The sequence below is a fragment of the Streptomyces sp. NPDC056361 genome (assembly GCF_042262805.1).
Taxonomy (GTDB): Bacteria; Actinomycetota; Actinomycetes; order Streptomycetales; family Streptomycetaceae; genus Streptomyces.
On sequence record NZ_JBHJQI010000009.1, the window covers coordinates 13,130 to 35,004 of the forward strand.

A 21,875-nucleotide genomic window follows, 5' to 3' on the forward strand; every position below is an offset into this window, starting at 1 on the left:
GCGCCCCGCTCACCCGCGCCGGGGAGGGCGTACGGCGCTCACGTGGGGCGCAGGGCCCCGCTCACCACCAGTACGCGGGGTACCTGGGTGCGCGGCGGCGGATGCGGGACGCGCAGTACGCGGTGAGGACGAGGAGGACCGTGGACCCGAAGAGGAGCGGCACGAACCGGGCAGGCGCGGGCGCCTGGAGCACGATGACGACGGAGGTCGCGCAGGCCGGGGAGTGCGGGGTCCTCGCGAGCGTGGTGAGCGCGAGGGTCACGCCGGCCGCCACGGCGGCGGCCCACGCGCTGCCGCCGGCGGCGGCCGCCACCGCGTATCCGGCGGCGGCGCCCAGGAGGTGGCCGACGACCACGCTGCGGGGCTGGGCCAGCGGCAGCGCGGGCGCGCAGTGCACCAGGGCCGCGCTGGCGGCGAGCGGCGGTATCAGCACCGGCTCGTGGATCAGGGCGCCGAGGGCGACCAGCCCGAGCAGGGCGGCGGTCGCCGCGCTGACGCTGTGGAAGGCCGCGCCGGGTGCGGGGCGGGCCGGGGCCCGGCCGCTCATCCTCGGTCGGCGGGGGCTCCCCGAGGGGACTTCGGTGCGCAGGGCGGTGTCGGTGCTCATGTGATGCGGCGTTTCCGGGCAGGCGGCCATGGGCCGGACGAGACAGGGGTCGGGACGGTCTACGGGACCCTGTGGTCGACAGTCGGCCCGGTCATGCGCCCGCTCCTGGTGCGGCGGCGCGACCTCCCACCACTCTAACCAGCGGTTTCTCGACGGGAGGGGCGGGGTGGGGGGCGCCCGGGCACGGGGGCGAGCGGCTCTCGGGCGCCCGGGCGCGGAGGCGAGCGGCCCTCGGACCCCCGCGCGCGGAGGCGAGCGACTCCCGGGCGCCCGCGCGGCCGCCGGTCTGTGGAAGGGTGGGCCGAATGACCCAGGACTCCTTCGCACTACTCGCCGGCGCCGCGGACTCCCCCGTCCTCCTCCACGTGCCGCACTCGTCGCCCGTGGTACCGCCGGACGTGCGCGAGGGCATCGTGCTCGGCGACGGGGAACTCGCCGCCGAACTGTCCCACATCACCGACGCGCACACCGCGGAGATCGCCGCCGTCGCGGCGGGGGCGGCGGGGACGGCGCCCTGGCGGTTCGTCAACCGGCTGTCCCGGCTGGTCGTCGACCCGGAGCGCTTCCCCGACGAGCGCGAGGAGATGCTCGCCGTGGGGATGGGCGCGGTGTACACCCGCACCACGCACCGCGCCGCGCTGCGGCCCGCCGGGTTCGACCCGGCACCGCTGATCGACCGCTACTTCACCCCGTACGCCGAGGGCATGACCGAAGCCGTGGCGGGGCGGCTGGCGGCGACGGGCCGGGCGGTGATCGTGGACGTCCACTCGTACCCGACGGAGCCGCTGCCGTACGAGCTCCACGGCGACGGGCCCCGTCCGCCGGTCTGCCTCGGCACGGACGCGTTCCACACGCCGCCCGCGCTGCTCGCCGCGGCGCGGGAGGCGTTCGGCGGGTTCGGGGGCGTCGCGACGGACACCCCGTTCGCCGGGACGTACGTGCCGCTGCGGTACTACGGCCGCGATCCGCGGGTCTCCGCCCTGATGGTCGAGATCCGCCGCGACCTCTACATGACCGAGCCCGGCGGCCCCGCGGGCCCGGGGGCCGAGGCCCTCGGCACGGCCCTGGCCGCGCTGGTCGACGCGGTGGTCCGGTAGGAGCGCGCCGCGCGCCCCTTCGGGCAGTGACACCTGCCCGCGGAGCTGCACCCCGGGCCCTTCCGCCCCTCACCGCGCTCCGGTGGAGTCGATTCCGTCCCTCACCCGACGAAAGGCACTCCATGAGGCACGACCAGGCGCCCGACACGGCGTCCTCCGCCAGAAGGCAGGAGCGGCCGAGGACTCAGGCCACGGGCCCGAGCCCGGCGGAGCGGCCCGGCCTCGCCGAGATCCAGCGGCTCGCGGGGAACGCCGCCGTGGTCCAGCTCCTCAAGGAGAACGGGCACGCCTGGGCCCAGGACGAGCACCGGCACGGCGCCGGCTGCGGGCACGGGGATGTCGAGCAGCCGGCCGTGCAGCGCTCCGCCGTCCACGACGTCCTGCGCTCCGGCGGCCGCGCCCTGGACGACGCGACCCGCACCGACATGGAGGCCCGCCTCGGCGCGGACTTCTCCGACGTCCGCATCCACGACGACGCCGCCGCCCGGGCCTCCGCCGCCGAGGTCGGCGCCCGCGCCTACACCTCCGGCAGCCATGTCGTCATCGGTGACGGCGGCGCCGACAAGCACACCCTGGCCCACGAGCTCACCCACGTCGTCCAGCAGCGCCAGGGCCCCGTCGCCGGCACCGACAACGGCGCCGGCCTCAAGGTCTCCGACCCTTCCGACCGTTTCGAACGCGAAGCGGAGGCCAACGCCCAACGCGTCATGAGCGCCCCTCCCGGCGACGCGCCGCTCCAGCGGGCCACGGCCCGGCAGGCGGACGGTGGAGCCTTCGTGCAGCGCGCGGGGGGCGGAAAGAAGAACGATCCGGGGGAAGGGTCCTCGAAGGGCGGAGGCAAGCGCCAGGGGGACCACGTCTTCAACTCGCTCGACGACGCCGCGAGTCGTATCGCCACGGAGCTCGCGAACGCACTGACCACGTACTCCGGGACCCTCGACAGCGCCACCACCGCTGCCATCGGGGCCTCCGAGGCGCTGCGGGGCCAATGGATGACCCTCAGGACCGCGCAACGAAACGCCATGGCGGCCTTGACCGCCGCCGCAACGGCCGCGGCCGAGTACGGACACCCTGCGAAGGGCTCCCCCTACAGCTCCTTCATCGCCACCCTGCCGGAGCATTCGACCAAGGGAGCCGACGCGAACTCCGGCATCTACGGCCAGTTCAGCAGCGGCCTCACCGATCTGGCCCGTTCCTGTGCCGCGGAGACCTGGGCGATCCCCCAGGAGATGGCGACGGCGGCGACGGCGGCCGACTGGCCGCCCTACCTCGCCTCGAAGATCTACGACGGGGACGCGGCGGCAAAGGTGCGCGACAGGCGGCTGACCGTGACTGCCGACAAGCGGCGTTTCGACACGTGGCGCACGGAAGCCCAGACTCGTTACCTCGCGCTCTTCAGGGCCATCGTCGCGGCCTTGAACGCGACACGTGCGGCCATCGAGTTCCTGCGCGCACAGAACACCGCCCAGCAGCAGGCGGAGCAGCAGCAGAACAACGCGCCGCAGCCGCCCGGCGGCGGCCAAGGCAGCACCTCGTAAGAGGTCGAGCCGACCGAACAGCGTAAAATCGGGCACATGAGCCCACTCAGGTACGAGCTGGTGTTCTCCGACGCCGCGGGTGCGGCCCAGGACGTCGTGGTCGTGGAGCGCACGCACGCGACGGGGTCCGGGGGCCATCCCGTCTACACCGACGCGACCGGCATCATCCGTGCGGAGATCAGCGACCGCGACGAGGTCCGCATCCTCGCCTCGGGCGGCCATCAGCAACCCACCCAGAGCGTGGTGGCCCGCCCCCTCCCGGACGGCGGTCCGAAGACTCCGGGCGCTCCAGGGGATCCCGCCGGCTCCGCCGCCTGACGCCGTTCCTCGCCGTCCCCCCTCGTTCGGTCGCCCCGGGTGGCCCGGGGGCCCGGCACGCCCGCAGGCCGGGGGTGGCCCCCGGAGGGGTCGCCCCCAGGAGCGAGGAGACCGCCGATGACCGCGTCCGACGCCGCCGAGTACCGGCACGACGATCTCAGTGCCCTATACATCATTTGCACGCCAAGGCGGACTCCCGAGGTCAGCAACGCGGAGGGCTGGTGGAGCGCAGCCGTGCCGTGATGGAGGGGCAGGGGCGAAGACCTCGCTGGTGCGGGCGGTCGACCTGGACATCGCGACGGCCGTGTGGCCGGACACGACCGAGCACGGACGGGAGTCGGATGCCTGGCCCGAGCTCTACGAGCGGGTGATGGCCGCCGACATCCTCGTGCTGTGCGGACCGATCCGATTCGGGATGCACGTCATCGATGCGGGGCCGTGCGGGTGATCGGGTGGCCGGCACAGAGAACAGGCGAAGGTCGATCCCGGCATCCGCGAACAACTGCTGGTACCGAAGCGCACCGCCATCGGGCCTTCGCCGAGCTGTTCCCCGGCGAACGGCTCTCCGCCGACCTGCCCGGGCTCGGTGACGAGCTGCTCGTGTGGAGCATCCGGTACGCGAGCCCCGAGGACGCCACCCGGATCGCCGCCGAGATCGACCGCCGGCACCCGCCCACTCCGCCCCCGCCGGGCGCGGGGGCGACGGCCGCCGACACCGTCGCCGCGCGGAACGCCCTCGACGACGCGATGCACCCGATCCGCCTCGCCGGCCCTCCCTTGTCGGACCCAGACGAGTGGGGGCCGTACGGGGCGGACGTCGAGCGCGGCCCCGACGGCACCGAGCACATGTCCGGCGGCGAGCGGTGGGCGTACGAGCACGAGCTCTCCGACCGCGCCGCACGTGAGGCGTACAGCCGCGAGGAGATCCGCGAGATGTACGCCGAGCACGTTTACGTGCAGTGGCTCGCCGCTGAACTCATCGACGGTAATCGAGACACGTCACCCATAGCCCGCCGTCAGCGCTGCAGGGTCAGCAGGCCCGGCCGGTAGGGCCACTGGCCGTAGTCGCCGCCGGAGTTCGGGTCGCGTCCCTGGTACAGGAAGCGCAGGTTGCAGGGGTCGACCGTGAAGGTCTGGTCGGCGGTTGCGCGGACCAGTTCGCCGTGGCTGATGTCGTTGGTCCAGGTGGCGCCGCTGTTGGCCTTGCCGGCGAAGGGGTTGCTCTCGGTCGCGGCCTGGGGCGTCCACGAGCCGTTCAGGCTGGTGGCCGTGAACGAGCGGAAGTACCGGCCCTGCGAACCGACCGCCTCGACGATCATGAGGTAGCGCTCCTCGCCCTGGAGCTTGTAGACCTGCGGGGCCTCGAACAGGTTGTTCGTCGTGTCGCTCATGACCACCGTCGAGGTCGTGCCGAAGCTGCCGGGGAAGTTCCCGATCGGCATGCTCGCCCGGTAGATCTTGCCGTTGTCACCGGCGAAGAACAGGTACATGTTCGTCCCGTCACCGATCAGCGTCTGGTCGATCGGTCCCGTCCCGGAGTTGGCGATGGTCCCCGAGAAGAGCTCCTGCTCCGCCGACCAGCCGTTCGGGTTGGTCGGGTCGGTCGACGTCCGGTACGAGAAGGCCGTCCTGCCCCACTGGTAGGCGAGCACCCAGATGTTCTTCGGCGCGAAGTGGAAGAGCGTGGGCGCGACGACGGAGTTCGACATCGCGTTCTGACCGGCCGAGGCCATCTGCGACCAGTCGGTGAACGGGGTGAAGTTCATCGAACCCCAGCCCGCACCCGTGCCCGCGGCGCCGTGCGTCGTCGCGTAGACGATGTGCCTGCCGTTGTAGGGGGCGACGGTGAAGTCCTTGAGCGCGGCCCAGCCCGTCTTGGGCTGCGCGAGCGCGCCCGTGGACGACCAGCGGTACGTCGAGGGAAGGGCACAGGTGCCGGGGGTGCCGCCGGCGACCTTGACGAGCTGCCACTGCTGGTTGGCGCCGCCCCAGTCGTCGTACTGGACGATGTTCGCGCCGTCGGCGGTGGAGGCGCCCTGGACTTCGAGGGCCTTGCCGCTGTGGCGGGCGACGAGCCGGATGTGACCGTCCGCGCTGTCGGCGAGCCGCCACTGCTGGTTGGTGCCGTTCGCGTCGGTCCACTGGGTAACCGCGGCGCCGTTGGCGGTGGAGCTGTTCTGGACGTCCAGGGCCTTTCCTGAGTGGCGGGACTTGACGCGGTAGTAGCCGTCGCCGGAGGCGACGAACTGCCACTGCTGCTGGTTCTGGTCGTTCCTGGTCCACTGGGTGATGCGGGCGCCGTCGCCGGTCGCCAGGTTGTAGACGTCCAGGGCCTTGCCGCTGTTGCGGTTGACCAGGACGTACCAGGCGTTGGTGTCGACGGTGGCCGCGGCGGCGGGCGGGGCGGTGAGGAGCGAGGTCCCGAGAAGCAGGGACGACAGGACCGCGAGGACGAGGCTCAGGATCAGGGGTGGATGACGGAATCTCATCGGAATTGTTCCTTCGGGGGGTGGGGGTGGGGGTGGTGTGATTCCGGCGGGCCGCCGAGCGGTCGCGCCGGGAGGGTGCGGACGGAATAGGGGTGGAGGAGACCGCACATGCCGAAGAGCGGGTCCTCCGGGCGTTCGAGCCGCGACACCGCGCCGTGGTCGAGGTGGGAGAGGTCTCCGGCCTTCAGCCGCTCCAACTGACGGCCGGTCTCCTCGGCCGCCGCCAGAGCGCCGTCACGCCAACGGATCTCCCACTGGTCCAGGAGTTCGCGTATCAGGCGGTGGGCCGCGGCGTGGAACTCCGGCAGCCCTCCTTCGCGGCGCAGGTCCAGGAACCCTTCGAGCGCCAGGTCGCGGCGGCGGCGCGCCGCCGCGCCGTGGTCGCCGGTCAGGGCCGCCGCCGCCCGGTAGGCGTCGGGGTCGGCCATTAAGGGAGCGGGGAAGGTGAAGACGGCGTCGCCGGCCTCGGGGAGGCCGCTGTTCTGCATCAGCACGACGAGCCGCAGGTCACCCGCGTTGACGAGACGGTGGATCGTTCCCGGGGTGAACCGGACGACGTCGCCGGCGCGCAGCGGAGTGTCGGCGAAACCGGAGCTGGTGAGGGTCTGGACGCTGCCCTCGCCGCCGATGACGACGTACGCCTCGGAGCAGACGAGGTGCATGTGAGGGGTGCCGCCGCACAGTCCGTCGGCGGCCTCCCAGTCGTACACGGTCAGCCCGGAGATTCCCACACCTCCCGGAAGCGGTGTCACCACGGGTGTTCCTCGACGTGCCGGGTCAGGCGGGCGAGGTCCCAAGCGCCGTCGGCCACGACGATCCGGTAACGGCGCGACAGAGTGTCGCCCAGGGCCAGCGGCAGTTCCTTGTCGAACGCCAGGGACGGGTTGACGGCGGGGATGGGCTCGCTGCGGACGAACCACTGGCAAGGGGTGTCCGGGTCGTCCTGGAACAGCAGTGTGGAGGAGCGGTCGACCTCGTCGTGGGTGCCGATGAAGGCGAGCCATTCGCCCTGCTCGCCCATGCCGGGGCCGATCACGTCGCCGCCGGTGAACTCGCGCGGGCCGCGCCAGAACAGGCCGGAGTACCCGGCGAGTTCCCTGCCCTGTGTGCCGGGACTGCCGAACACCAGGTCGGTGCCGTGGACGTTGGTCAGCGCGGTGGTGACCTCCAGGGTCCAGGAGTCGGCCTCGACGTCGCACGCGGTCAGCGTGCGGCGTTCGTCGATCCAGTGCCCGCCGGCCATCGTGTGCCAGGCGAGGTGCTCGGTGATGACGGCGCGGTCGTGATCCGTCTCGGCGGATACGGCGAGGCTGCGCATCGTGCCGAGGTTCGGCAGGTCCACGTAGCCCTGCCCGCGCAGGTAGGTGCCGCCGCCCCAGAAGTTCTGGCCCGACACCCATGACGCCGTGAACTGGACGCCCTTGTGCCAGCGGTGGTCATTCGGGCGGTATCCGGTGACCACCTGACCGGCGAGCGTGCGCACCGGGTGCAGGTACGGCTTCGGTGCCTCGAAGGGGTCCATGACCGGCCGGTGCACGTACCGGAAGAGATCGGTGCCGCGCGCCCGGACGGTCAGCGCGTCCTCTTCTTCGAGGAGTTCGAACGTCATCGGAACACCTCCGGTCGTCCTCCGTGGAGCGAGTCATAGAAGGGGTCGGCCGCGTCGATCTCCCCGCGCAGGACCGGCCGGCCGGTGATCGCGGCCTTGTAGAGGGCGGTGACGAGTTCCATGGTGAGCCTGCCGAGGTCGGGCCGGAGCCCGGCCTCGTAACCGTCCAGGAACTCCGCGAGCTGGGCGGTGTGCGAGCTGGGCAGGTCGTCCGGCGGGTCCCACTTCGTGGCGGGCGTCCTGCCGGTGAACGTCCAGTCCGCGTTGGAGTAGCCGTACAGGTGCCGCAGCTCGACCGTGGCGTCGGTGAGGTCGAACCGCAGGTAGCTCTCCTCGCGCGGCGAGAGGACGCTGTTGACGACCGTCGCGATGGTTCCGTTCTCGAACCGGACCAGGGCTGTGGACACGTCCTCGGTCTGGACGTCCCGTTCGAGGCGGCCGGCCATCGCGCGCACCTCGGCCCAGGGGCCGAGCACCGCGAGCATCAGATCCATCTGGTGGATGCCGTGGCCGAGCGTCGGGCCGCCGCCCTCACTCCGCCAGGTGCCGCGCCAGGGCACGTCGTAGTAGGCGTCGTCGCGGTACCAGGCCGTGACGCACTGCGCGACCAGTGGGCGGCCCAGGGTCCCGGCGGCGACGCGGTCGCGCAGGTACCGGGCGCCCGATCCGTACCTGTGCTGGAACACCGCGCCCGCGGCGGCCGTCGCCTCGGCGGCGTGGATCCGGTCGAGCTCCGCCAGCGACAGGGCCACCGGCTTCTCGCACCACACCCACGCCCCCGCTTCCAGGCAGGCCACGGCCTGCTCGGCGTGCAGGTACGGCGGCGTGCACAAGTGCACGAGGTCCGGACGCTCCTCCCGGAGCATCGCGTCGAGGTCGGTGTGGACGGCGTGGATGCCGTGCTCGGCCGCGAAGGCCTCGGCACGCACGGCGTCCACGTCGACGGCGGCCACGATCTCGGCCCGGTGTGCCTGCGCCCGGAGGGCGGGTACGTGGCAGATGCCCGCGATCCCGCCCGCACCGACGATCGCCGTCCTGATCATCCGCCCAGCACCTTCCTGATCGCGTGGTAGGCGGGCTTGGGCTCCAGGTTCTCGTCGTAGGGCAGCGCCGCTCCCTCGTCGGGGAAGACACCGGGGATCCACGAGTACTTGTCCGTGTAGTCCCAGACGGTGACGCCGACGCACTTCTCCACCGCCAGGCAGGCCTTGACGTAGTCGGCGTACCAGGTGGCCTGGGTGGCGAGCTTCTCCGGTGTCGCCGGGAGCTCCATCCGGATGTCGAGTTCGGTGATCGCGACCTCGACGCCGAGGTCGGCGAAGCGCTGGATGTTCTCCTGGACGCCGGCGGGGAAGCCGTACTGGAGCGCCAGGTGGCCCTGGAGGCCGAAGCCCTCCACCGGGACGCCGTCGGCCTTCAGCTGCTTGATCAGGTTGTAGTAGGCGTCGCTCTTGGCGTTGATGCCGTCGACGTTGTAGTCGTTGAGGTACAGCTTGGCGTGCGGGTCGGCCTCGTGGGCCCAGCGCAGGGCGTCGGCGATGTAGCCGGGGCCGAGCGTCTTGTAGAAGATCGACTCGCGGTAGGTGCCGTCCTCGTTGAAGGCCTCGTTGACGACATCCCAGTGGATGACCTTGCCCTTGTAATGCCGTGCCACCGTCTGGATGTGGTTCTTGAGGACGGGGCGCAGCTCGTCGGCGGTCCAGGTGCGGTCGGTGAGCCAGGCGGGGAGCTGGCTGTGCCAGACGAGCGTGTGGCCGCGGACCTTCTGGTGGTGGTCCTTGGCGAAGGCCGTGACCTCGTCGCCGGCGGTGAAGTCGAAGACGCCGGGCTTGGGCTCGGTGGCGTACCACTTCATGGCGTTGCCGGGGGTGGTCTGGCCGAACTCGCTGCCGAGGAGCTTCAGGTAGGCGGCGTCGGTGAACTCGGGGTTGTCGGTGGCCGAGCCGAAGTACTTGTGGTGCTTCTTCGCCAGTTCGGCGAGCGTCTTGGGGCGGGGCTCGGCGGTCGCGGGGGTGGCGGCGAGGCCGGCGGCGAGGCAGACGGCCGCGGAGAGGGCGATCAGATGCCGGGACATGGGCCTGGACATGGGTGGCTCCTCGGGTGATGGGCGAGTCGGTCGAGAACGACGGGTCAGTCGAGAACGATCGTGGTGAGTGCGCGCGGGGCGAGCCTGGCCGTGAGGGTCGTGCCGTGTGTGGAGGCGACGTCGGCCGGGGTGATCGAGCGGGTCTCGTCGGTGACGTAGCCGTCGGGGTGCCGGTCGTGTCCGCCGCGGAGGGTGAACTCGGCGGACTTCTCGGTGGTCGCGGTGTTGAGGATCTCGATCACGCGGCTGCCGTCCGGGTTGCGGAAGGCCGTGACACGCAGGGCGGGGTCGGCGTCCGTGACCGGCACGCGGACGGCGGCGGGGCGGATGAACCGGCTGAAGGCGGCCAGGGCCCAGTACCGCTTGGACACCCGGTAGTCGTCGCCGGGGTTGGCGAGCTGGATGAGGCCCCGGGTCGCGCCGAGGGACGCGCCGGTCCAGTAGACGTAGGCGTTGGCGTTGCCGACGGTCAGGGTGTTCTGGATGTCGGCGGCGACAGTGAGGCCGTCGTAGCCGCTGCCGTCGTCCCAGTTCTCGTTCCAGGTGGTGCCGTCCGGTGACCATTCGGACATCCACACGTGCTTGTCGGTCGGCTGCGGGACAGTGGTCGCACCGCTGTAGCGGTGGCCGGTGACGGTCCGCACGGCCTTGTCGGCCTCCGGGTCCGCCTCGATGGCCTCGGTGTAGGCGACCTGACGGTCCCATCCGGCGGCGTCGCAGCAGACCACGCCCGTCTTCAGTCCGGAGGCGCGGACGGTCGGTCCGAGCACCTTGAGGAAGTCGACGGCCTGTTGGGGGGTGAAGCGCATCGAGGCGTAGGTCGCCGTCCAGTCGGGTTCGTTGGTGAATCCGAGATCGGTGATGTCGATGCCCTCGCGCTCGTAGAACTTCGCGTACTGGACGAGGTAGTTCGCGTAGGCCTGACGCCATGCGGGCAGGAGCTCGCCGCCGTTGTCCTCGCTGCCGTTGGTCTTCATGAAGGCCGGCGCGCTCCAGGCATCGGCGTAGAACCGCTTGACGCCGTACGCCTTGGCCTCCTTGGCGAGCCAGACCTGGCCGCCGTCCCAGCCGTCCCAGATGTACTCCGGTGTGGCGTCCGGCCCGCCGGGGTCGGCGGGCAGGATCGTCGGCATGTGGTCGTAGACCCGGTCGGTCGAGGACCCGATGCCCAGGCGCAGGATCGACAGGCCCGCGCCCTTCTCCTTGCTGAGCAGCAGGTCGAGCACCTCGCGCTGCTTGGCAGGGCTGAGGCCTCGCGCGCCCTGCAGTAGGTCGGCGCGCTGGAAGGCCATGGAGAAGCCGAAGCCGTCGATGGGCTGGAGTGCGGCCCGGAAGTCGATGGCGGGTCGAACGGGGGCGGCCTGGTGGGCCGCCGACGGTACGGGTTCGGCGGCGGCCACCTGCGATGTGAGCGCTAACAATACGGCGGCCGCCAAGGCGGTCAGACGTTTCACTGGGTCTCCTCGGGGAGGGAAGGAGGGCGCGCGGGTCGGGTCAGCCCTTGGTGGTGCGTACGGGGCAGCCCTTGGTGGTGCGTACGGGGCAGCCCTTGGTCGCGCGGTACGGTCAGCCCTTGGTCGCGCCGGCGGTGAGGCCACCGATCAGCTGGCGCTCGGCGACGGCGTAGAAGGCGAGGGCGGGGACCATGGCGAGCACGATGTAGGCGAGGACGAGCGCGAAGTCGGTCGAGTACTGGCCCTGGAACTGCTGGACGCCGACCGGGATCGTCTGCCATTTCGGATCGCTGAACACCAGCAGCGGCAGGAAGAAGTTGTTCCAACTCGCGACGACCGCGAGCACCGAGACCGTACCGAGCGCCGGACGCGCCATCGGCAACAGAATCCGCCAGAAGAAACGGAACTTCGAGCAGCCGTCCATGGTGGCGGCCTCCTCGATCTCCGCCGGGACGGTCCGGAAGAAACCGCGCAGGATCACGATCGTCATGGGGAGCCCGAAAGCCGCCTGCGGGAGGATGACTCCGAGCGGATTGTCGAGCAGGCCGAAGGTGCGCAGCATGAGGAAGAGCGGCAGAACGGCCACGGCGAACGGGAACATCAGCCCGATCGTGAAGAGCGTATAGAACAACTCCCTTCCACGGAAGGCATATCTGGCCAGGACGAAAGCCGCCATCGCGGAGGCCACTACGGTGCAGACCGTCGTACCGATCGCGATGCCCGCGCTGTTGGCGATCTGCCGCCAGAACATGCCGTCGCCGAGAATTCCGATGTAGTTGCCGATCTTCCACTGCCGCGGAAGCCCGAAAGGATTGTTCGTCAGTTCCGCGGTGCTCTTGAAGCCGGAGATCACCGCGTAGAGCAGCGGTACGGCGACGAACGCGGCGATCAGCCAGACCACGGCGTGCAGCGAGAGGCCGCGTACCGTCCGACGGGCGTTCATCGGTCACCTCCCGAAGTGACGGCCCCGCTCAGATCGCGGCGGAGCACGTAACGCTGGTAGAAGAGCGAGAAGACGAGGCTGATCATGAACAGCACCACGCTGATCGCGCTGGCGTATCCGACCTGGTACCGCTTGAACCCGAACTGGAACATCGCGATCGCCATCGTCTCCGAGGAGTGGTTGGGCCCACCCGCGGTCATGACCCAGACGAGGTCGAAGAGCTGGATCGAACCGATGATCGACAGGAAGACGCTGATCCGGATCGTCGGTCCGAGCAGCGGCAGCGTGATGTGCCGGAAGCGCTGCCAGGCGCCGGCGCCGTCGATGGAGGCGGCTTCGAGAATCTCGGACGGGATGCTCTGCAGCCCGGCGAGGAACAGCATCATGTGGAAGCCGAAGTACTTCCAGATCATGACGACGAACAGGGTCGGCATGACCGTCGAGGGATCGGCGAGCCACTTGCCCTGCAGACCCTCCAGGCCCAGGAGGCCGGCGAGATGGTCGGCCATGCCGGCGCCGGGCAGGAAGATCATCGTGAAGAGGACCGCCGTGACCACCTCGGAGAGGATGTACGGCGCGAAGAACAGCATCCGGTAGACGGCCCGGCCACGGAGCTTCTGGTTGAGCAGGACCGCGGTGAACAGGGCGAACGGCAGCTGCACCAGGACCGACATGAGGATCAGGTACAGGCCGCGCCCCAGGTCGCCGAGGAAGACCTGGTCGTCGAAGAGCTTGGTGTAGTTCGCGAGGCCGACGAAGTCGTCCATGGGGCCGATCCCGCCCCATTTGAAGAAGCCGGTCCAGACGGCGACGACGATCGGGGCGAGGACGAAGACGAGGAAGAGGACCAGGGCCGGGACGAGGAACCAGGCAACCGACGCCCAGTCTCCCCACCGGCGCAGGCCCGACCGGGTCTGGAGCGGCGGGCGCGCGGGCACGGCCTCCTCCGTCCGTTCCTTCGTCAGGGTGGACACGGAGCTAGGCACTCTTCGCAGCCTCGGTGATCGACGCGGTGACCTGCTCGGGCGTCTTCTTGCCCGCTATGAGGTCGGCGACGCTGTCGTTGACCTCCTGGCCGACCGCCGGCGGGTACGCCTGGTCGAGGAAGAGCTGGAAGCCCGTCGCCTTGACCAGGCTCTCGGCCACCACCTTCTTGTTGGCGTCGGTGAGCCGGCTCTCCGCGCCCTTGACCACCGGGAGGTAGCCGTTGGAGGCCAGCAGCTTGGACTCGTTGTCCAGGACGAAGAACTTCAGGAAGTCCAGGGCCTCCTTCGGGGCGCCCTTGCGCAGCGCGAAGCCACCGCCGCCGCCGAACACCTCGGTCGCCTGCCCCACACCGCCGTCGACCGTCGGGAAGGGGAAGAAGCCCAGGTCCGCTCCGAGGTCGGCGCCCGCGTCCTTCTGCACCGACGGTCCCCACTGGCCCATCAGCTCCATGGCGGCCTTGCCGTTGCCCACGGTCGCGGCCTGGCCGCCCGGGGTGGCGTAGCCCGCGCCGAGGAAGCCCGGCTGGAACGGCTGGAGGTCGACGAGTTCCTTGAGGTGGACGCCCGCCTTGACGAAGCCGGGGTCGGTGAAGTCCTTGGTGGTCGCGGCCTTCTGCAGGGCGGGGAGGCCGGCGACGCGCATCGCGAGGTAGGCCCAGTAGTAGTGGCCCGGCCACTTCTCCTTGCCGGCGAGGGCGATCGGGGTGATGCCCGCGGCCTTGAGCTGCTTCACGACGCCGAGATACTCGGCCCAGGTGGCCGGCGGAGCGGTGATCCCGGCCTTGGCGAAGAGCTTCTTGTTGTACCAGAAGCCGACCATGCCGATGTCGTACGGCACTCCGTAGGTGCGGCCCCCGATCTGGTAGGCCTGGAGCGAGACCGGGGTGAGCCGGGACGACCAGTCGAGGAGGTCGGTGAGGTCCTCGACGAGCCCCGCGTCGACCTGCTGCTGGAGCACGCCGCCGCCCCAGGTCTGGTAGACGTCGGGGAGCTTGCCCGAGGAAGTGGTGGCGGCCAGCTTGGACTTGAACGCCTCGTTCTCCAACGAGGTCGTGTTGATCGCGATGTTCGGGTGAGCGGTCGTGAACGCCGTGGAGATCTGCGGGAAGAGGGACTTGCCCGGCTCCGTCGTGGCGATGTTCCACCACTCGAACGTCACCTTGCCGTCGGCCGACAGGTTGCCGCCCGACTCGTCGGCCCCGCAGGCCGTGGTCAGGGCGACGGACAGGGTGGTCAAGCCCGCGAGCGCCAGGAAGCTGCGTCGGCTCGGGACGGTGCTGGCCATGGGACCTCCGTGAGGGGGGATGCCGGGTTCGATGCCGAGCCGCTGCCGGGTTCATGCCGGTCCCGTGCTCGAAACTTTTTCGAAATACTCTCGAATTCCGTGGTGCCACAAACTAGGAACGCCGGGCGGCACGGTCAAGACTTCTCACCGATTTATCTCGGAAACCCACTGGGAACCTGGGCTTGACAAGCCGTCACGCCGCCCAGAAACTCTTCGAAAGTTTGCGATACCGATCGTCGCCCACGGCGTCGAGGAGGAGAAAAGTTGAGCGAGCAGCGTGCGACTCTGGCGGTCATCGCCGCGGAGGCGGGGGTCTCCCAGGCCACCGTCTCCAAGGTGATCAACGGCCGTTCCGACGTCGCGCCCGCGACCCGCGAACGGATCGAGGGCCTGCTGCGGGCCCACAACTACCTCCAGCCCGGCCGGCAGAACAGGGCCCGCAGATCGGGCCTCGTCGACCTGATCATCGGCGGTCTGGACAGCGCCTGGGCGGTGGAGATCCTGCGCGGCGTCGAGGCCGAGTGCGCCCAGCGGGGCGTCGGCACCGTGGTGTCGCTCGTCCCACCGGGCGAGGCCACGCCGTCGAGCTGGTCCGCGCTACCGGTCCAGCACCACAGCGACGGCGTCATCCTCGTCACCGCCTCGGTCACCCAGGCGCAGCGCGCCCAGGTCGAGCGGGGCGGGGTGGCGCTGGTCGTCATCGACCCGATCGACCTGCCGGACAACGGCGTACCGAGCATCGGCGCGACCAACTGGGGCGGCGGCCTCGCGGCCACCGAACACCTGCTGGAGCTGGGGCACCGCCGGATCGCCGCGATCGGCGGGCGCAAGGAGATGCTCTGCAGCCAGGCCCGCATCGACGGCTACCGGGCAGCCCTGGAGCGGGCCGGGGTCGAGGTCGACCGCGACCTGATCCGGTTCGGCGACTTCCAGCACGAGGGCGGATTCCGGTGCGCTCAGGAGCTGCTCGCCCTGCCCGAGCCGCCGACCGCCATCTTCGCGGGCAGCGACCAGCAGGCGATGGGTGTCTACGAGGCGGCCCGACAGGCCGGACTGAGCATCCCTCAGGACCTCAGTGTGGTCGGTTTCGACGACCTGCCGATGTGCGACTGGTTGTCACCCCCGCTGACGACGGTGCGCCAGCCGCTGGAGGAGATGGGCCGCGTCGCCGCCCGCACGCTGTTCCAGCTCCTGGAGGACCAGCCCCTGGTCAGCCCCCGAGTGGAGCTCTCGACCGAACTCAAGGTCCGCGTCTCCACCGCCCCGCCCCGTCTTTAGGAGAACCCCGTGACCGAGCCTTGGCGTGACCCCCTCCTGCCCGCTTCCGTGCGAGTGGCCGATCTGCTGAGTCGGATGACGCTGGAGGAGAAGACGGGGCAACTGGCCGGCTTCTGGGCCCTGCCCTCCGATCCCGGAGCGCCTGTGGCGCCGATGGAGGACGATTCCGGCGAGCCGGCTCCGGGCCTCGACGACATCATCGGACATGGGCTCGGCCAGCTCACCCGGGTGTACGGAACCGCGCCGATCACCGCGGAAACCGGAATGGAACGGCTCGCCTCACTCCAGCGGCAGGTGATCGAAGCCGGCCGGTTCGGCATCCCGGCCCTCGCTCACGAGGAGTGCCTCACAGGCTTCATGACGCTCGGGGCCACGGTCTTCCCAGGACCGCTCGCGTGGGGCGCATCCTTCGATCCCGAGCTCATACGGCGGATGGCCGCCGCCATCGGCGAGGGGATGCGGCGGGTCGGCGTCCACCAGGGGCTCGCTCCGGTGCTCGACGTCGTCCGCGACTACCGGTGGGGCAGGACCGAGGAGTGCATCGGCGAGGACCCCTATCTCGTCGGGACGATCGGGACCGCCTACGTACAGGGCCTGGAGGGCGCCGGCGTCGTAGCGACGCTCAAGCACTTCGCCGGGTACTCGGCCTCGCGCGGCGGCCGGAACATGGCCCCCGTCGCCGTGGGGCCGCGCGAGTTCGCCGACGTGCTGGTCGAGCCCTTCGTACGGGCGCTGCGTGAGGGAGGCGCCCGGTCGGTGATGAACAGCTACACCGACGTGGACGGCGTCCCGGTCGCCGCCGACGAGCGGCTGCTGACCGGGCTGCTCAGAGACGAGCTCGGCTTCGGCGGTGTCGTCGTCGCCGACTACTACTCCGTCTCCTTCCTGGAGTCCCGGCACGGCGTCTCCGGATCGCGCGGCGCGGCCAGCGCGCTGGCGCTGACCGCCGGAATCGACGTCGAGCTGCCCACGGCCCGCTGCTACGGCGAGCCGCTGACCGCGCTCGTACGGTCGGGAGACGTGCCCGAGGAGCTCGTCGACCGAGCCGCGGAGCGGGTCCTTCTGCAGAAGGCCGAACTCGGCCTGCTCGACCCCGAATGGGAACCCGTCAAGCCAGAGCCGATCGACCTCGACCCGCCGGAGAACCGGGCGCTGGCCAGGACCCTGGCCGAACGGTCCACCGTGCTGCTCGCCAACGACGGCATCCTGCCGCTGCGGCCGTGCCGGGTCGCGGTCACCGGGCCGTACGTCGACGACCCCCACTCCTTCCTCGGCTGCTACTCCTTCCCCAACCATGTCGCGCTGCCGGGCGACCCCGGGGTGGAGATCCCGACGCTCCGCGAGACGCTCACCGCCGCCGGGTTCACGGTCACCGAGGACGATCCAGAGGTGAATGTGTTGGTACTCGGCGACCGGGCCGGCATGTTCGGCCGGGGCACCTCGGGAGAGGGCTGCGACGCCGAGACCCTCGACCTGCCCGGCGACCAGGCCGCACTCGCCTCCGCCGTGCTCGACTCCGGGGTGCCGACCGTCCTGGTCCTCGTCTCCGGCCGGCCCTACGCGCTCGGCGCGCTCGCTGAGCGCGCGGCGGCCGTCGTCCAGGCCTTCTTCCCCGGCGAGGAGGGCGGGACGGCGCTGGCACGGATCATCAGCGGGGCCGCGGAGCCGTCCGGGCGGCTTCCGGTCTCCATCCCCCGCCAGGCCGGCGGACAGCCCGGCACCTATCTGCACTCCACGTTGGGCGGTCGCACCGACTGGAGCTCGGTGGACCCGACTCCGCTGTTCCCGTTCGGACACGGGCTGAGCTGGACCAGCTTCGCCTACGCGGATCTCGCGGTGGATCCCGTCGCCCCGACGGACGGAACCGTGTCGGTCGCGGTCACCGTCCGCAACGTCGGCGAGGTGGCCGGGACCGAGGTGGTCCAGCTGTACCTCTCGGACCCCGAGGCGTCCGTCGTCCGGCCGCGGCGCTGGCTCGCCGGATTCGGCAGGGTCGAGCTGCGGCCGGGCAAGGCCGCCCGGATCACCTTCTCCGTCCACGCCGACCGGACCTCCTTCACCGGGATCGACCTGCGCAGGAGAGTCGAGCCCGGAGAGATCGGCGTGGCCGTCGGACGGTCCAGCGGCGATCTTCCGCTCCAGGGGTCCTTCGTCCTCCACGGCCCCGTACGGCACCCGGCGGCCGACCGTGTCCTGTCCGTTCCGATCGAGATTGACACGATGCCATGACCACGTCGTTCGGTGATCCCGTGCTGTCCGGGTTCCGGCCCGACCCGTCCGTCTGCCGCGTGGGCTCGGACTACTACCTGGTGACGTCCAGCTTCGAGTGGTTCCCGGGGCTTCCCGTGTTCCACAGCCGCGACCTCGTGAGCTGGCGGCGTCTCGGCTCCGCCCTTGACCGGCCGTCCCAGCTCGACCTCGACGGGTGCGAGCCCTCACGCGGCCTGTTCGCGCCCACGATCCGGCACCATGACGGGCTCTTCCACCTCGTCTGCACGCTGATGGACGGCCCCGGCCATTTCGTCGTCACGGCGACCGACCCCGCCGGGCCGTGGTCGGAACCGTACTGGCTGGAGGGCGAGGGCTTCGATCCGTCGCTGTTCTTCGACGACGGGCCGGACGGCGACGGCCGGGCCTGGTTCACCGCCTCCCGCGTACGGGACGAGTCCGCCGGCCTCACCGAGATCTGGATGCGCGAATACCTTCCCCTCGAACGGCGGCTCACGGGACCCGAGTACGTCCTGTGGTCGGGAAGCCACCCGGCCGCCCGATGGGCGGAAGCCCCTCACCTCTACAGGATCGACGGAACCTACCTCCTGCTCACCGCGGAGGGCGGCACCGATGTGGACCACAGCGTGGTGGCCGCCCGCGCCGACAGGGTGACCGGTCCCTACGAGGGCGCCCCCGACAACCCGGTACTGCCCCCGGTCCCGAAGGGCCCGGTGACCTGTACCGGGCACGCGGACCTCGTGCAGACGCCGTACGGCGACTGGCGGGCCGTCCTCCTGGGCGTCCGCCCGGGCTCCGCCCTCGGCCGCGAGACGTTCCTCAGCCGGGTCGCCTGGCACGACGGCTGGCCGTCCTTCTCTCCCGTCGAACACAAGGGTCTTCCCCGGCCCCTTCGCGACGACTTCGCCACCCTCGCCCCCGACTGGAGCACCCTGCGCACGCCCCGCGCGCCGTTCTGGACCACCGGCGACGGGCTCCGGCTCAAGCTCCGCCCGGAACGCCTCGGCGACTTCACGACCCCATCCCTTCTGGTCCGCCCCCAAGAACAGCCCGACTGCGACGTGTCCACCGAGCTGCGCTTCGCTCCCGCCGCGCCGGGCGAACAGGCCGGCCTCGCCGTCGTCGTCGACGACGACGCCCACCTCCTCCTCCTGCGCACCACGGAGGGACTCGTCCTCCGCCAGGGGCACGGTGTCCTGATCCGCGTCCCCCTCTCCCCGGGCCCCGTTCGCCTGGGGGTCCGCATCCGCGGCTTCCGCCACACCTTCGTCCACGCGGCGCCGGACGGCCCCTGGCAGGAGCTGGCCACCGTCGAGGCCACCTTCCTCACGCCGCTCTTCACCGGCGTCCAGCTCGGCCTGTACGCAACCGCCGACGGCCACCCGTCCACGAACCAGGCCCATTTCCCGTGGTTCGACATCACCTATCCGAACTGACCCATCACTTCCTCACGAGAGCGGTCCCCGTCGAAACACTTTCGGCAGGGACCGCTTTGTCTTCGCTCCAATGAAATGCCGTGACGGGCCTGACGAACGGCCGATGTCTCCGAAACATCTTCGAAACCATTGACAGGTCCATGCCGTATTTCCACACTGATTCCGAGGCGTCACCGCCATTTTCCGCAGTCCCATTTCACGGACGCGTACATCGCCGTCGCGGATTCGTTCCGCCGCGCGCTCTCCCCCACCCGCGATTTCCCTTACCGGAGGTCCACCCATGCATTCCCACGCCATTACCCCGTCCACGGTTCGCCGGAAAAGAGGCGGCCTGCTCGCGGCGCTCCTCGTCGGCGCTCTAGGGTCCGCCACCGTCCTTGCGGCGCCGGCCTCGCAGGCGGCCGAGACCACGCTCGGCGCCGCGGCGGCGCAGAGCGGCCGCTACTTCGGTACCGCCATCGCCTCGGGCAGGCTGGGCGACGCAACGTACACGTCGATCGCGGCCCGCGAGTTCACCTCGGTGACGGCAGAGAACGAGATGAAGATCGACGCCACCGAGCCCCAGCAGGGGCAGTTCGACTTCACCGCCGGCGACCGCGTCTACAACTGGGCGGTGCAGAACGGAAAGCAGGTCCGCGGCCACACCCTGGCCTGGCACTCCCAGCAGCCCGGCTGGATGCAGAGCCTCAGCGGCAGCGCGCTGCGCCAGGCGATGAACAACCACATCACCGGCGTGATGACCCACTACAAGGGCAAGATCGCCCAGTGGGACGTCGTGAACGAGGCGTTCGCCGACGGCACTTCGGGGGCCCGGCGCGACTCCAACCTCCAGCGCAGCGGCAACGACTGGATCGAGGTCGCCTTCCGCACCGCGCGCGCCGCCGACCCGGCCGCCAAGCTCTGCTACAACGACTACAACGTGGAGAACTGGACCTGGGCCAAGACCCAGGCCATGTACGCCATGGTCAAGGACTTCAAGCAGCGCGGTGTGCCGATCGACTGCGTCGGCTTCCAGTCACACTTCAACAGCGACAGCCCGTACAACAGCAACTTCCGTACCACCCTCCAGAGTTTCGCCGCCCTCGGTGTCGACGTGGCCGTCACCGAGCTCGACATCCAGGGCGCCTCGGGCACGACCTACGCCAACGTGGCCAACGACTGCCTGGCCGTCCCGCGCTGCCTCGGCATCACCGTCTGGGGTGTGCGCGACACCGACTCCTGGCGAGCCGAGCACACGCCGCTCCTGTTCAACGGCGACGGCAGCAAGAAGCCCGCCTACACCTCCGTCCTGAACGCCCTCAACGCCGTCTCCCCCAACCCCAACCCCACTCCGACCCCCTCCCCCGGCTCCGGACCGATCAAGGGCGTCGCCTCCGGCCGCTGCCTGGACGTGCCGGGCTCCGCCACCACCGACGGCACCCAGCTCCAGCTGTGGGACTGCAACGGCCGCACCAACCAGCAGTGGACCCTCACCTCCGCCGGTGAGCTCAGGGTCTACGGCGACAAGTGTCTGGACGCCGCCGGTACCGCCAACGGCGCCAAGGTGCAGATCTACAGCTGCTGGGGCGGCGACAACCAGAAGTGGCGCCTCAACTCCGACGGCACCATCGCCGGTGTCCAGTCCGGCCTCTGTCTCGACGCCGCCGCCGGCGGCACCGCCAACGGCACGCCGATCCAGCTGTACTCGTGCTGGAACGGCACCAACCAGCGCTGGACCCGCGCCTGACCCACCGCACCACGCCAAAGAGGGGAGCCAGGATCATCCTGGCTCCCCTCGGTGCTGTCAGGCGGAGGGAGGGTTGCCGTAGTAGGCGCCGGGGCCGTGCTTGCGGGTGAAGTGGCGGTCCAGTACGTGCTGCGGGGGTTCGACCGTGCCCAGGGCGATGGTGTGGAGCGCCATCTCGGCCACCGCCTCGCAGATGATGGCGTGCTCCAGGGACGCGGTGGCGGTGGCGCCCCAGGTGAAGGGGCCGTGGTGGGCGACCAGGGCGCCGGGGACCTCCCGGGCCCGCGTGTCGTCACGGTCGAGGAGGTCCACGATGACCTGACCGGTGTTGTACTCGTAGTCCGTGGCGCACTGCTGGGGGGTGAGCGCCTCGGTGACCGGGACGGGACCGTTGAAGGTGTCCGCGTGGGTCGTGCCGAGCACCGGTATCGGACACCGGGCCTGGGCGAAGGCGACCGCATGGGTGGAGTGCGTGTGGGTCACGCCCCCGATGGAGGGGAAGGCCAGATAGAGGCTCCGGTGCGTCTCCGTGTCGGTGGACGGCCGGAGGTGGCCTTCCACGACGCTTCCGTCGGACAGGGAGACGACGACCAGGTCCTCCTCGCTCAGCACGTCGTAGGCCACGCCCGAGGGCTTGATGACGAAGACGCCGGCCTCCCGGTCCACGCCGCTCACATTGCCCCAGGTGAGGGTGGCCAGACCGGCCCGGGGGATGCGGAGGTTGGCCTCCAGCACCTCCCGGCGCAGTTCCTTGGAAACGGCGGTGCTCACGGAGGGCTCCGTCCTCACGGGGG

General features: G+C 70.6%; 19 protein-coding genes and 1 pseudogene. 9 read left to right on the forward strand and 11 right to left on the reverse strand.

What is annotated here, in order from left to right; translation table 11 throughout:
- Positions 1–61: 61 nt before the first annotated feature.
- A complete protein-coding gene (locus ACFCY7_RS04705) occupies positions 62–607 on the reverse strand; it encodes an HPP family protein (protein ID WP_376481301.1) in 546 nt (181 codons plus the stop codon).
- Positions 608–912: 305 nt separating this feature from the next.
- On the opposite strand from ACFCY7_RS04705, the gene ACFCY7_RS04710 reads away from it, so the two are divergent.
- From ACFCY7_RS04710 to ACFCY7_RS04730, 5 genes and pseudogenes are all read left to right on the forward strand, one after another.
- Positions 913–1,704, forward strand: coding sequence for an N-formylglutamate amidohydrolase (locus ACFCY7_RS04710; protein WP_376481303.1), 792 nt, complete (start codon positions 913–915; stop codon positions 1,702–1,704).
- A 122-nt stretch (positions 1,705–1,826) separates the two neighbouring features.
- Positions 1,827–3,242: a DUF4157 domain-containing protein gene (locus tag ACFCY7_RS04715; RefSeq protein WP_376481305.1), complete on the forward strand. Its 1,416-nt coding sequence runs from the start codon at positions 1,827–1,829 to the stop codon at positions 3,240–3,242.
- 36 nt (positions 3,243–3,278) lie between these two features.
- Positions 3,279–3,560 carry a DUF6296 family protein gene (locus ACFCY7_RS04720; protein WP_376481307.1) on the forward strand — a complete coding sequence of 94 codons (282 nt, stop codon included), beginning with the start codon at positions 3,279–3,281 and terminating at the stop codon, positions 3,558–3,560.
- A gap of 117 nt (positions 3,561–3,677) precedes the next feature.
- Positions 3,678–3,975: pseudogene (locus ACFCY7_RS04725) on the forward strand (NAD(P)H-dependent oxidoreductase); the annotation flags it as partial.
- Between the two features lie 185 nt (positions 3,976–4,160).
- Positions 4,161–4,610 (forward strand): hypothetical protein, encoded by a 450-nt coding sequence (locus ACFCY7_RS04730; RefSeq protein ID WP_376481309.1) that lies wholly within the window; start codon positions 4,161–4,163, stop codon positions 4,608–4,610.
- On the opposite strand, the gene ACFCY7_RS04735 is transcribed toward ACFCY7_RS04730, so the two are convergent.
- The 9 genes from ACFCY7_RS04735 to ACFCY7_RS04775 form a co-directional block, all read right to left on the reverse strand.
- Complete coding sequence (locus ACFCY7_RS04735) at positions 4,577–6,049, reverse strand: non-reducing end alpha-L-arabinofuranosidase family hydrolase (RefSeq protein ID WP_376481311.1); 1,473 nt, start codon at positions 6,047–6,049, stop codon at positions 4,577–4,579. The two genes, ACFCY7_RS04730 and ACFCY7_RS04735, sit on opposite strands and share 34 nt — an antisense overlap.
- Complete coding sequence (locus ACFCY7_RS04740; RefSeq protein ID WP_376481435.1) at positions 6,046–6,801, reverse strand: cupin domain-containing protein; 756 nt, start codon at positions 6,799–6,801, stop codon at positions 6,046–6,048. Before ACFCY7_RS04740 ends, ACFCY7_RS04735 begins: the two co-directional genes overlap by 4 nt.
- The gene (locus ACFCY7_RS04745) at positions 6,798–7,658 is read right to left on the reverse strand and encodes a PmoA family protein (protein ID WP_376481313.1); all 861 of its coding nucleotides are present in this window, start codon (positions 7,656–7,658) and stop codon (positions 6,798–6,800) included. The genes ACFCY7_RS04740 and ACFCY7_RS04745 overlap by 4 nt, the downstream gene beginning before the upstream one ends.
- A complete protein-coding gene (locus ACFCY7_RS04750) occupies positions 7,655–8,701 on the reverse strand; it encodes a Gfo/Idh/MocA family protein (protein WP_376481315.1) in 1,047 nt (348 codons plus the stop codon). Before ACFCY7_RS04750 ends, ACFCY7_RS04745 begins: the two co-directional genes overlap by 4 nt.
- A complete protein-coding gene (locus ACFCY7_RS04755; protein ID WP_376481317.1) occupies positions 8,698–9,744 on the reverse strand; it encodes an endo-1,4-beta-xylanase in 1,047 nt (348 codons plus the stop codon). Before ACFCY7_RS04755 ends, ACFCY7_RS04750 begins: the two co-directional genes overlap by 4 nt.
- A 44-nt stretch (positions 9,745–9,788) precedes the next feature.
- Positions 9,789–11,198, reverse strand: coding sequence for a glycoside hydrolase (locus ACFCY7_RS04760; RefSeq protein ID WP_376481318.1), 1,410 nt, complete (start codon positions 11,196–11,198; stop codon positions 9,789–9,791).
- 112 nt (positions 11,199–11,310) lie between these two features.
- Positions 11,311–12,141 (reverse strand): carbohydrate ABC transporter permease, encoded by an 831-nt coding sequence (locus ACFCY7_RS04765; protein ID WP_376481319.1) that lies wholly within the window; start codon positions 12,139–12,141, stop codon positions 11,311–11,313.
- The gene (locus ACFCY7_RS04770) at positions 12,138–13,127 is read right to left on the reverse strand and encodes a carbohydrate ABC transporter permease (protein ID WP_376481321.1); all 990 of its coding nucleotides are present in this window, start codon (positions 13,125–13,127) and stop codon (positions 12,138–12,140) included. Before ACFCY7_RS04770 ends, ACFCY7_RS04765 begins: the two co-directional genes overlap by 4 nt.
- Positions 13,120–14,412 carry an extracellular solute-binding protein gene (locus ACFCY7_RS04775; protein WP_376481323.1) on the reverse strand — a complete coding sequence of 431 codons (1,293 nt, stop codon included), beginning with the start codon at positions 14,410–14,412 and terminating at the stop codon, positions 13,120–13,122. The genes ACFCY7_RS04770 and ACFCY7_RS04775 overlap by 8 nt, the downstream gene beginning before the upstream one ends.
- A gap of 264 nt (positions 14,413–14,676) precedes the next feature.
- Here ACFCY7_RS04775 and ACFCY7_RS04780 point away from each other — a divergent pair, with 264 nt between their 5' ends.
- From ACFCY7_RS04780 to ACFCY7_RS04795, 4 genes are all read left to right on the forward strand, one after another.
- A complete protein-coding gene (locus ACFCY7_RS04780) occupies positions 14,677–15,690 on the forward strand; it encodes a LacI family DNA-binding transcriptional regulator (protein ID WP_376481325.1) in 1,014 nt (337 codons plus the stop codon).
- 9 nt (positions 15,691–15,699) lie between these two features.
- The gene (locus ACFCY7_RS04785; protein ID WP_376481326.1) at positions 15,700–17,919 is read left to right on the forward strand and encodes a glycoside hydrolase family 3 N-terminal domain-containing protein; all 2,220 of its coding nucleotides are present in this window, start codon (positions 15,700–15,702) and stop codon (positions 17,917–17,919) included.
- Positions 17,916–19,355, forward strand: coding sequence for a glycoside hydrolase family 43 protein (locus tag ACFCY7_RS04790; RefSeq protein WP_376481327.1), 1,440 nt, complete (start codon positions 17,916–17,918; stop codon positions 19,353–19,355). The genes ACFCY7_RS04785 and ACFCY7_RS04790 overlap by 4 nt, the downstream gene beginning before the upstream one ends.
- A gap of 280 nt (positions 19,356–19,635) precedes the next feature.
- The gene (locus ACFCY7_RS04795; protein WP_376481329.1) at positions 19,636–21,081 is read left to right on the forward strand and encodes an endo-1,4-beta-xylanase; all 1,446 of its coding nucleotides are present in this window, start codon (positions 19,636–19,638) and stop codon (positions 21,079–21,081) included.
- 57 nt (positions 21,082–21,138) lie between these two features.
- On the opposite strand, the gene araD is transcribed toward ACFCY7_RS04795, so the two are convergent.
- On the reverse strand, positions 21,139–21,852 hold the full coding sequence (gene araD / locus ACFCY7_RS04800; protein ID WP_376481331.1) for an L-ribulose-5-phosphate 4-epimerase AraD: 714 nt from the start codon (positions 21,850–21,852) through the stop codon (positions 21,139–21,141).
- Positions 21,853–21,875: the final 23 nt, after the last annotated feature.

What these genes read in the sequence shown, in the direction of transcription:
- ACFCY7_RS04720 (WP_376481307.1), top strand. Translation starts at nt 3,279, where the DNA reads ATGAGCCCACTCAGGTACGAGCTGGTGTTCTCCGACGCCGCGGGTGCG.
- ACFCY7_RS04710 (WP_376481303.1), top strand. Translation starts at nt 913, where the DNA reads ATGACCCAGGACTCCTTCGCACTACTCGCCGGCGCCGCGGACTCCCCC.
- ACFCY7_RS04750 (WP_376481315.1), bottom strand. Translation starts at nt 8,701, where the DNA reads ATGATCAGGACGGCGATCGTCGGTGCGGGCGGGATCGCGGGCATCTGC.
- ACFCY7_RS04715 (WP_376481305.1), top strand. Translation starts at nt 1,827, where the DNA reads ATGAGGCACGACCAGGCGCCCGACACGGCGTCCTCCGCCAGAAGGCAG.
- ACFCY7_RS04765 (WP_376481319.1), bottom strand. Translation starts at nt 12,141, where the DNA reads ATGAACGCCCGTCGGACGGTACGCGGCCTCTCGCTGCACGCCGTGGTC.
- ACFCY7_RS04705 (WP_376481301.1), bottom strand. Translation starts at nt 607, where the DNA reads ATGAGCACCGACACCGCCCTGCGCACCGAAGTCCCCTCGGGGAGCCCC.
- ACFCY7_RS04790 (WP_376481327.1), top strand. Translation starts at nt 17,916, where the DNA reads ATGACCACGTCGTTCGGTGATCCCGTGCTGTCCGGGTTCCGGCCCGAC.
- ACFCY7_RS04745 (WP_376481313.1), bottom strand. Translation starts at nt 7,658, where the DNA reads ATGACGTTCGAACTCCTCGAAGAAGAGGACGCGCTGACCGTCCGGGCG.
- ACFCY7_RS04735 (WP_376481311.1), bottom strand. Translation starts at nt 6,049, where the DNA reads ATGAGATTCCGTCATCCACCCCTGATCCTGAGCCTCGTCCTCGCGGTC.
- ACFCY7_RS04755 (WP_376481317.1), bottom strand. Translation starts at nt 9,744, where the DNA reads ATGTCCAGGCCCATGTCCCGGCATCTGATCGCCCTCTCCGCGGCCGTC.
- ACFCY7_RS04795 (WP_376481329.1), top strand. Translation starts at nt 19,636, where the DNA reads ATGCATTCCCACGCCATTACCCCGTCCACGGTTCGCCGGAAAAGAGGC.
- ACFCY7_RS04775 (WP_376481323.1), bottom strand. Translation starts at nt 14,412, where the DNA reads ATGGCCAGCACCGTCCCGAGCCGACGCAGCTTCCTGGCGCTCGCGGGC.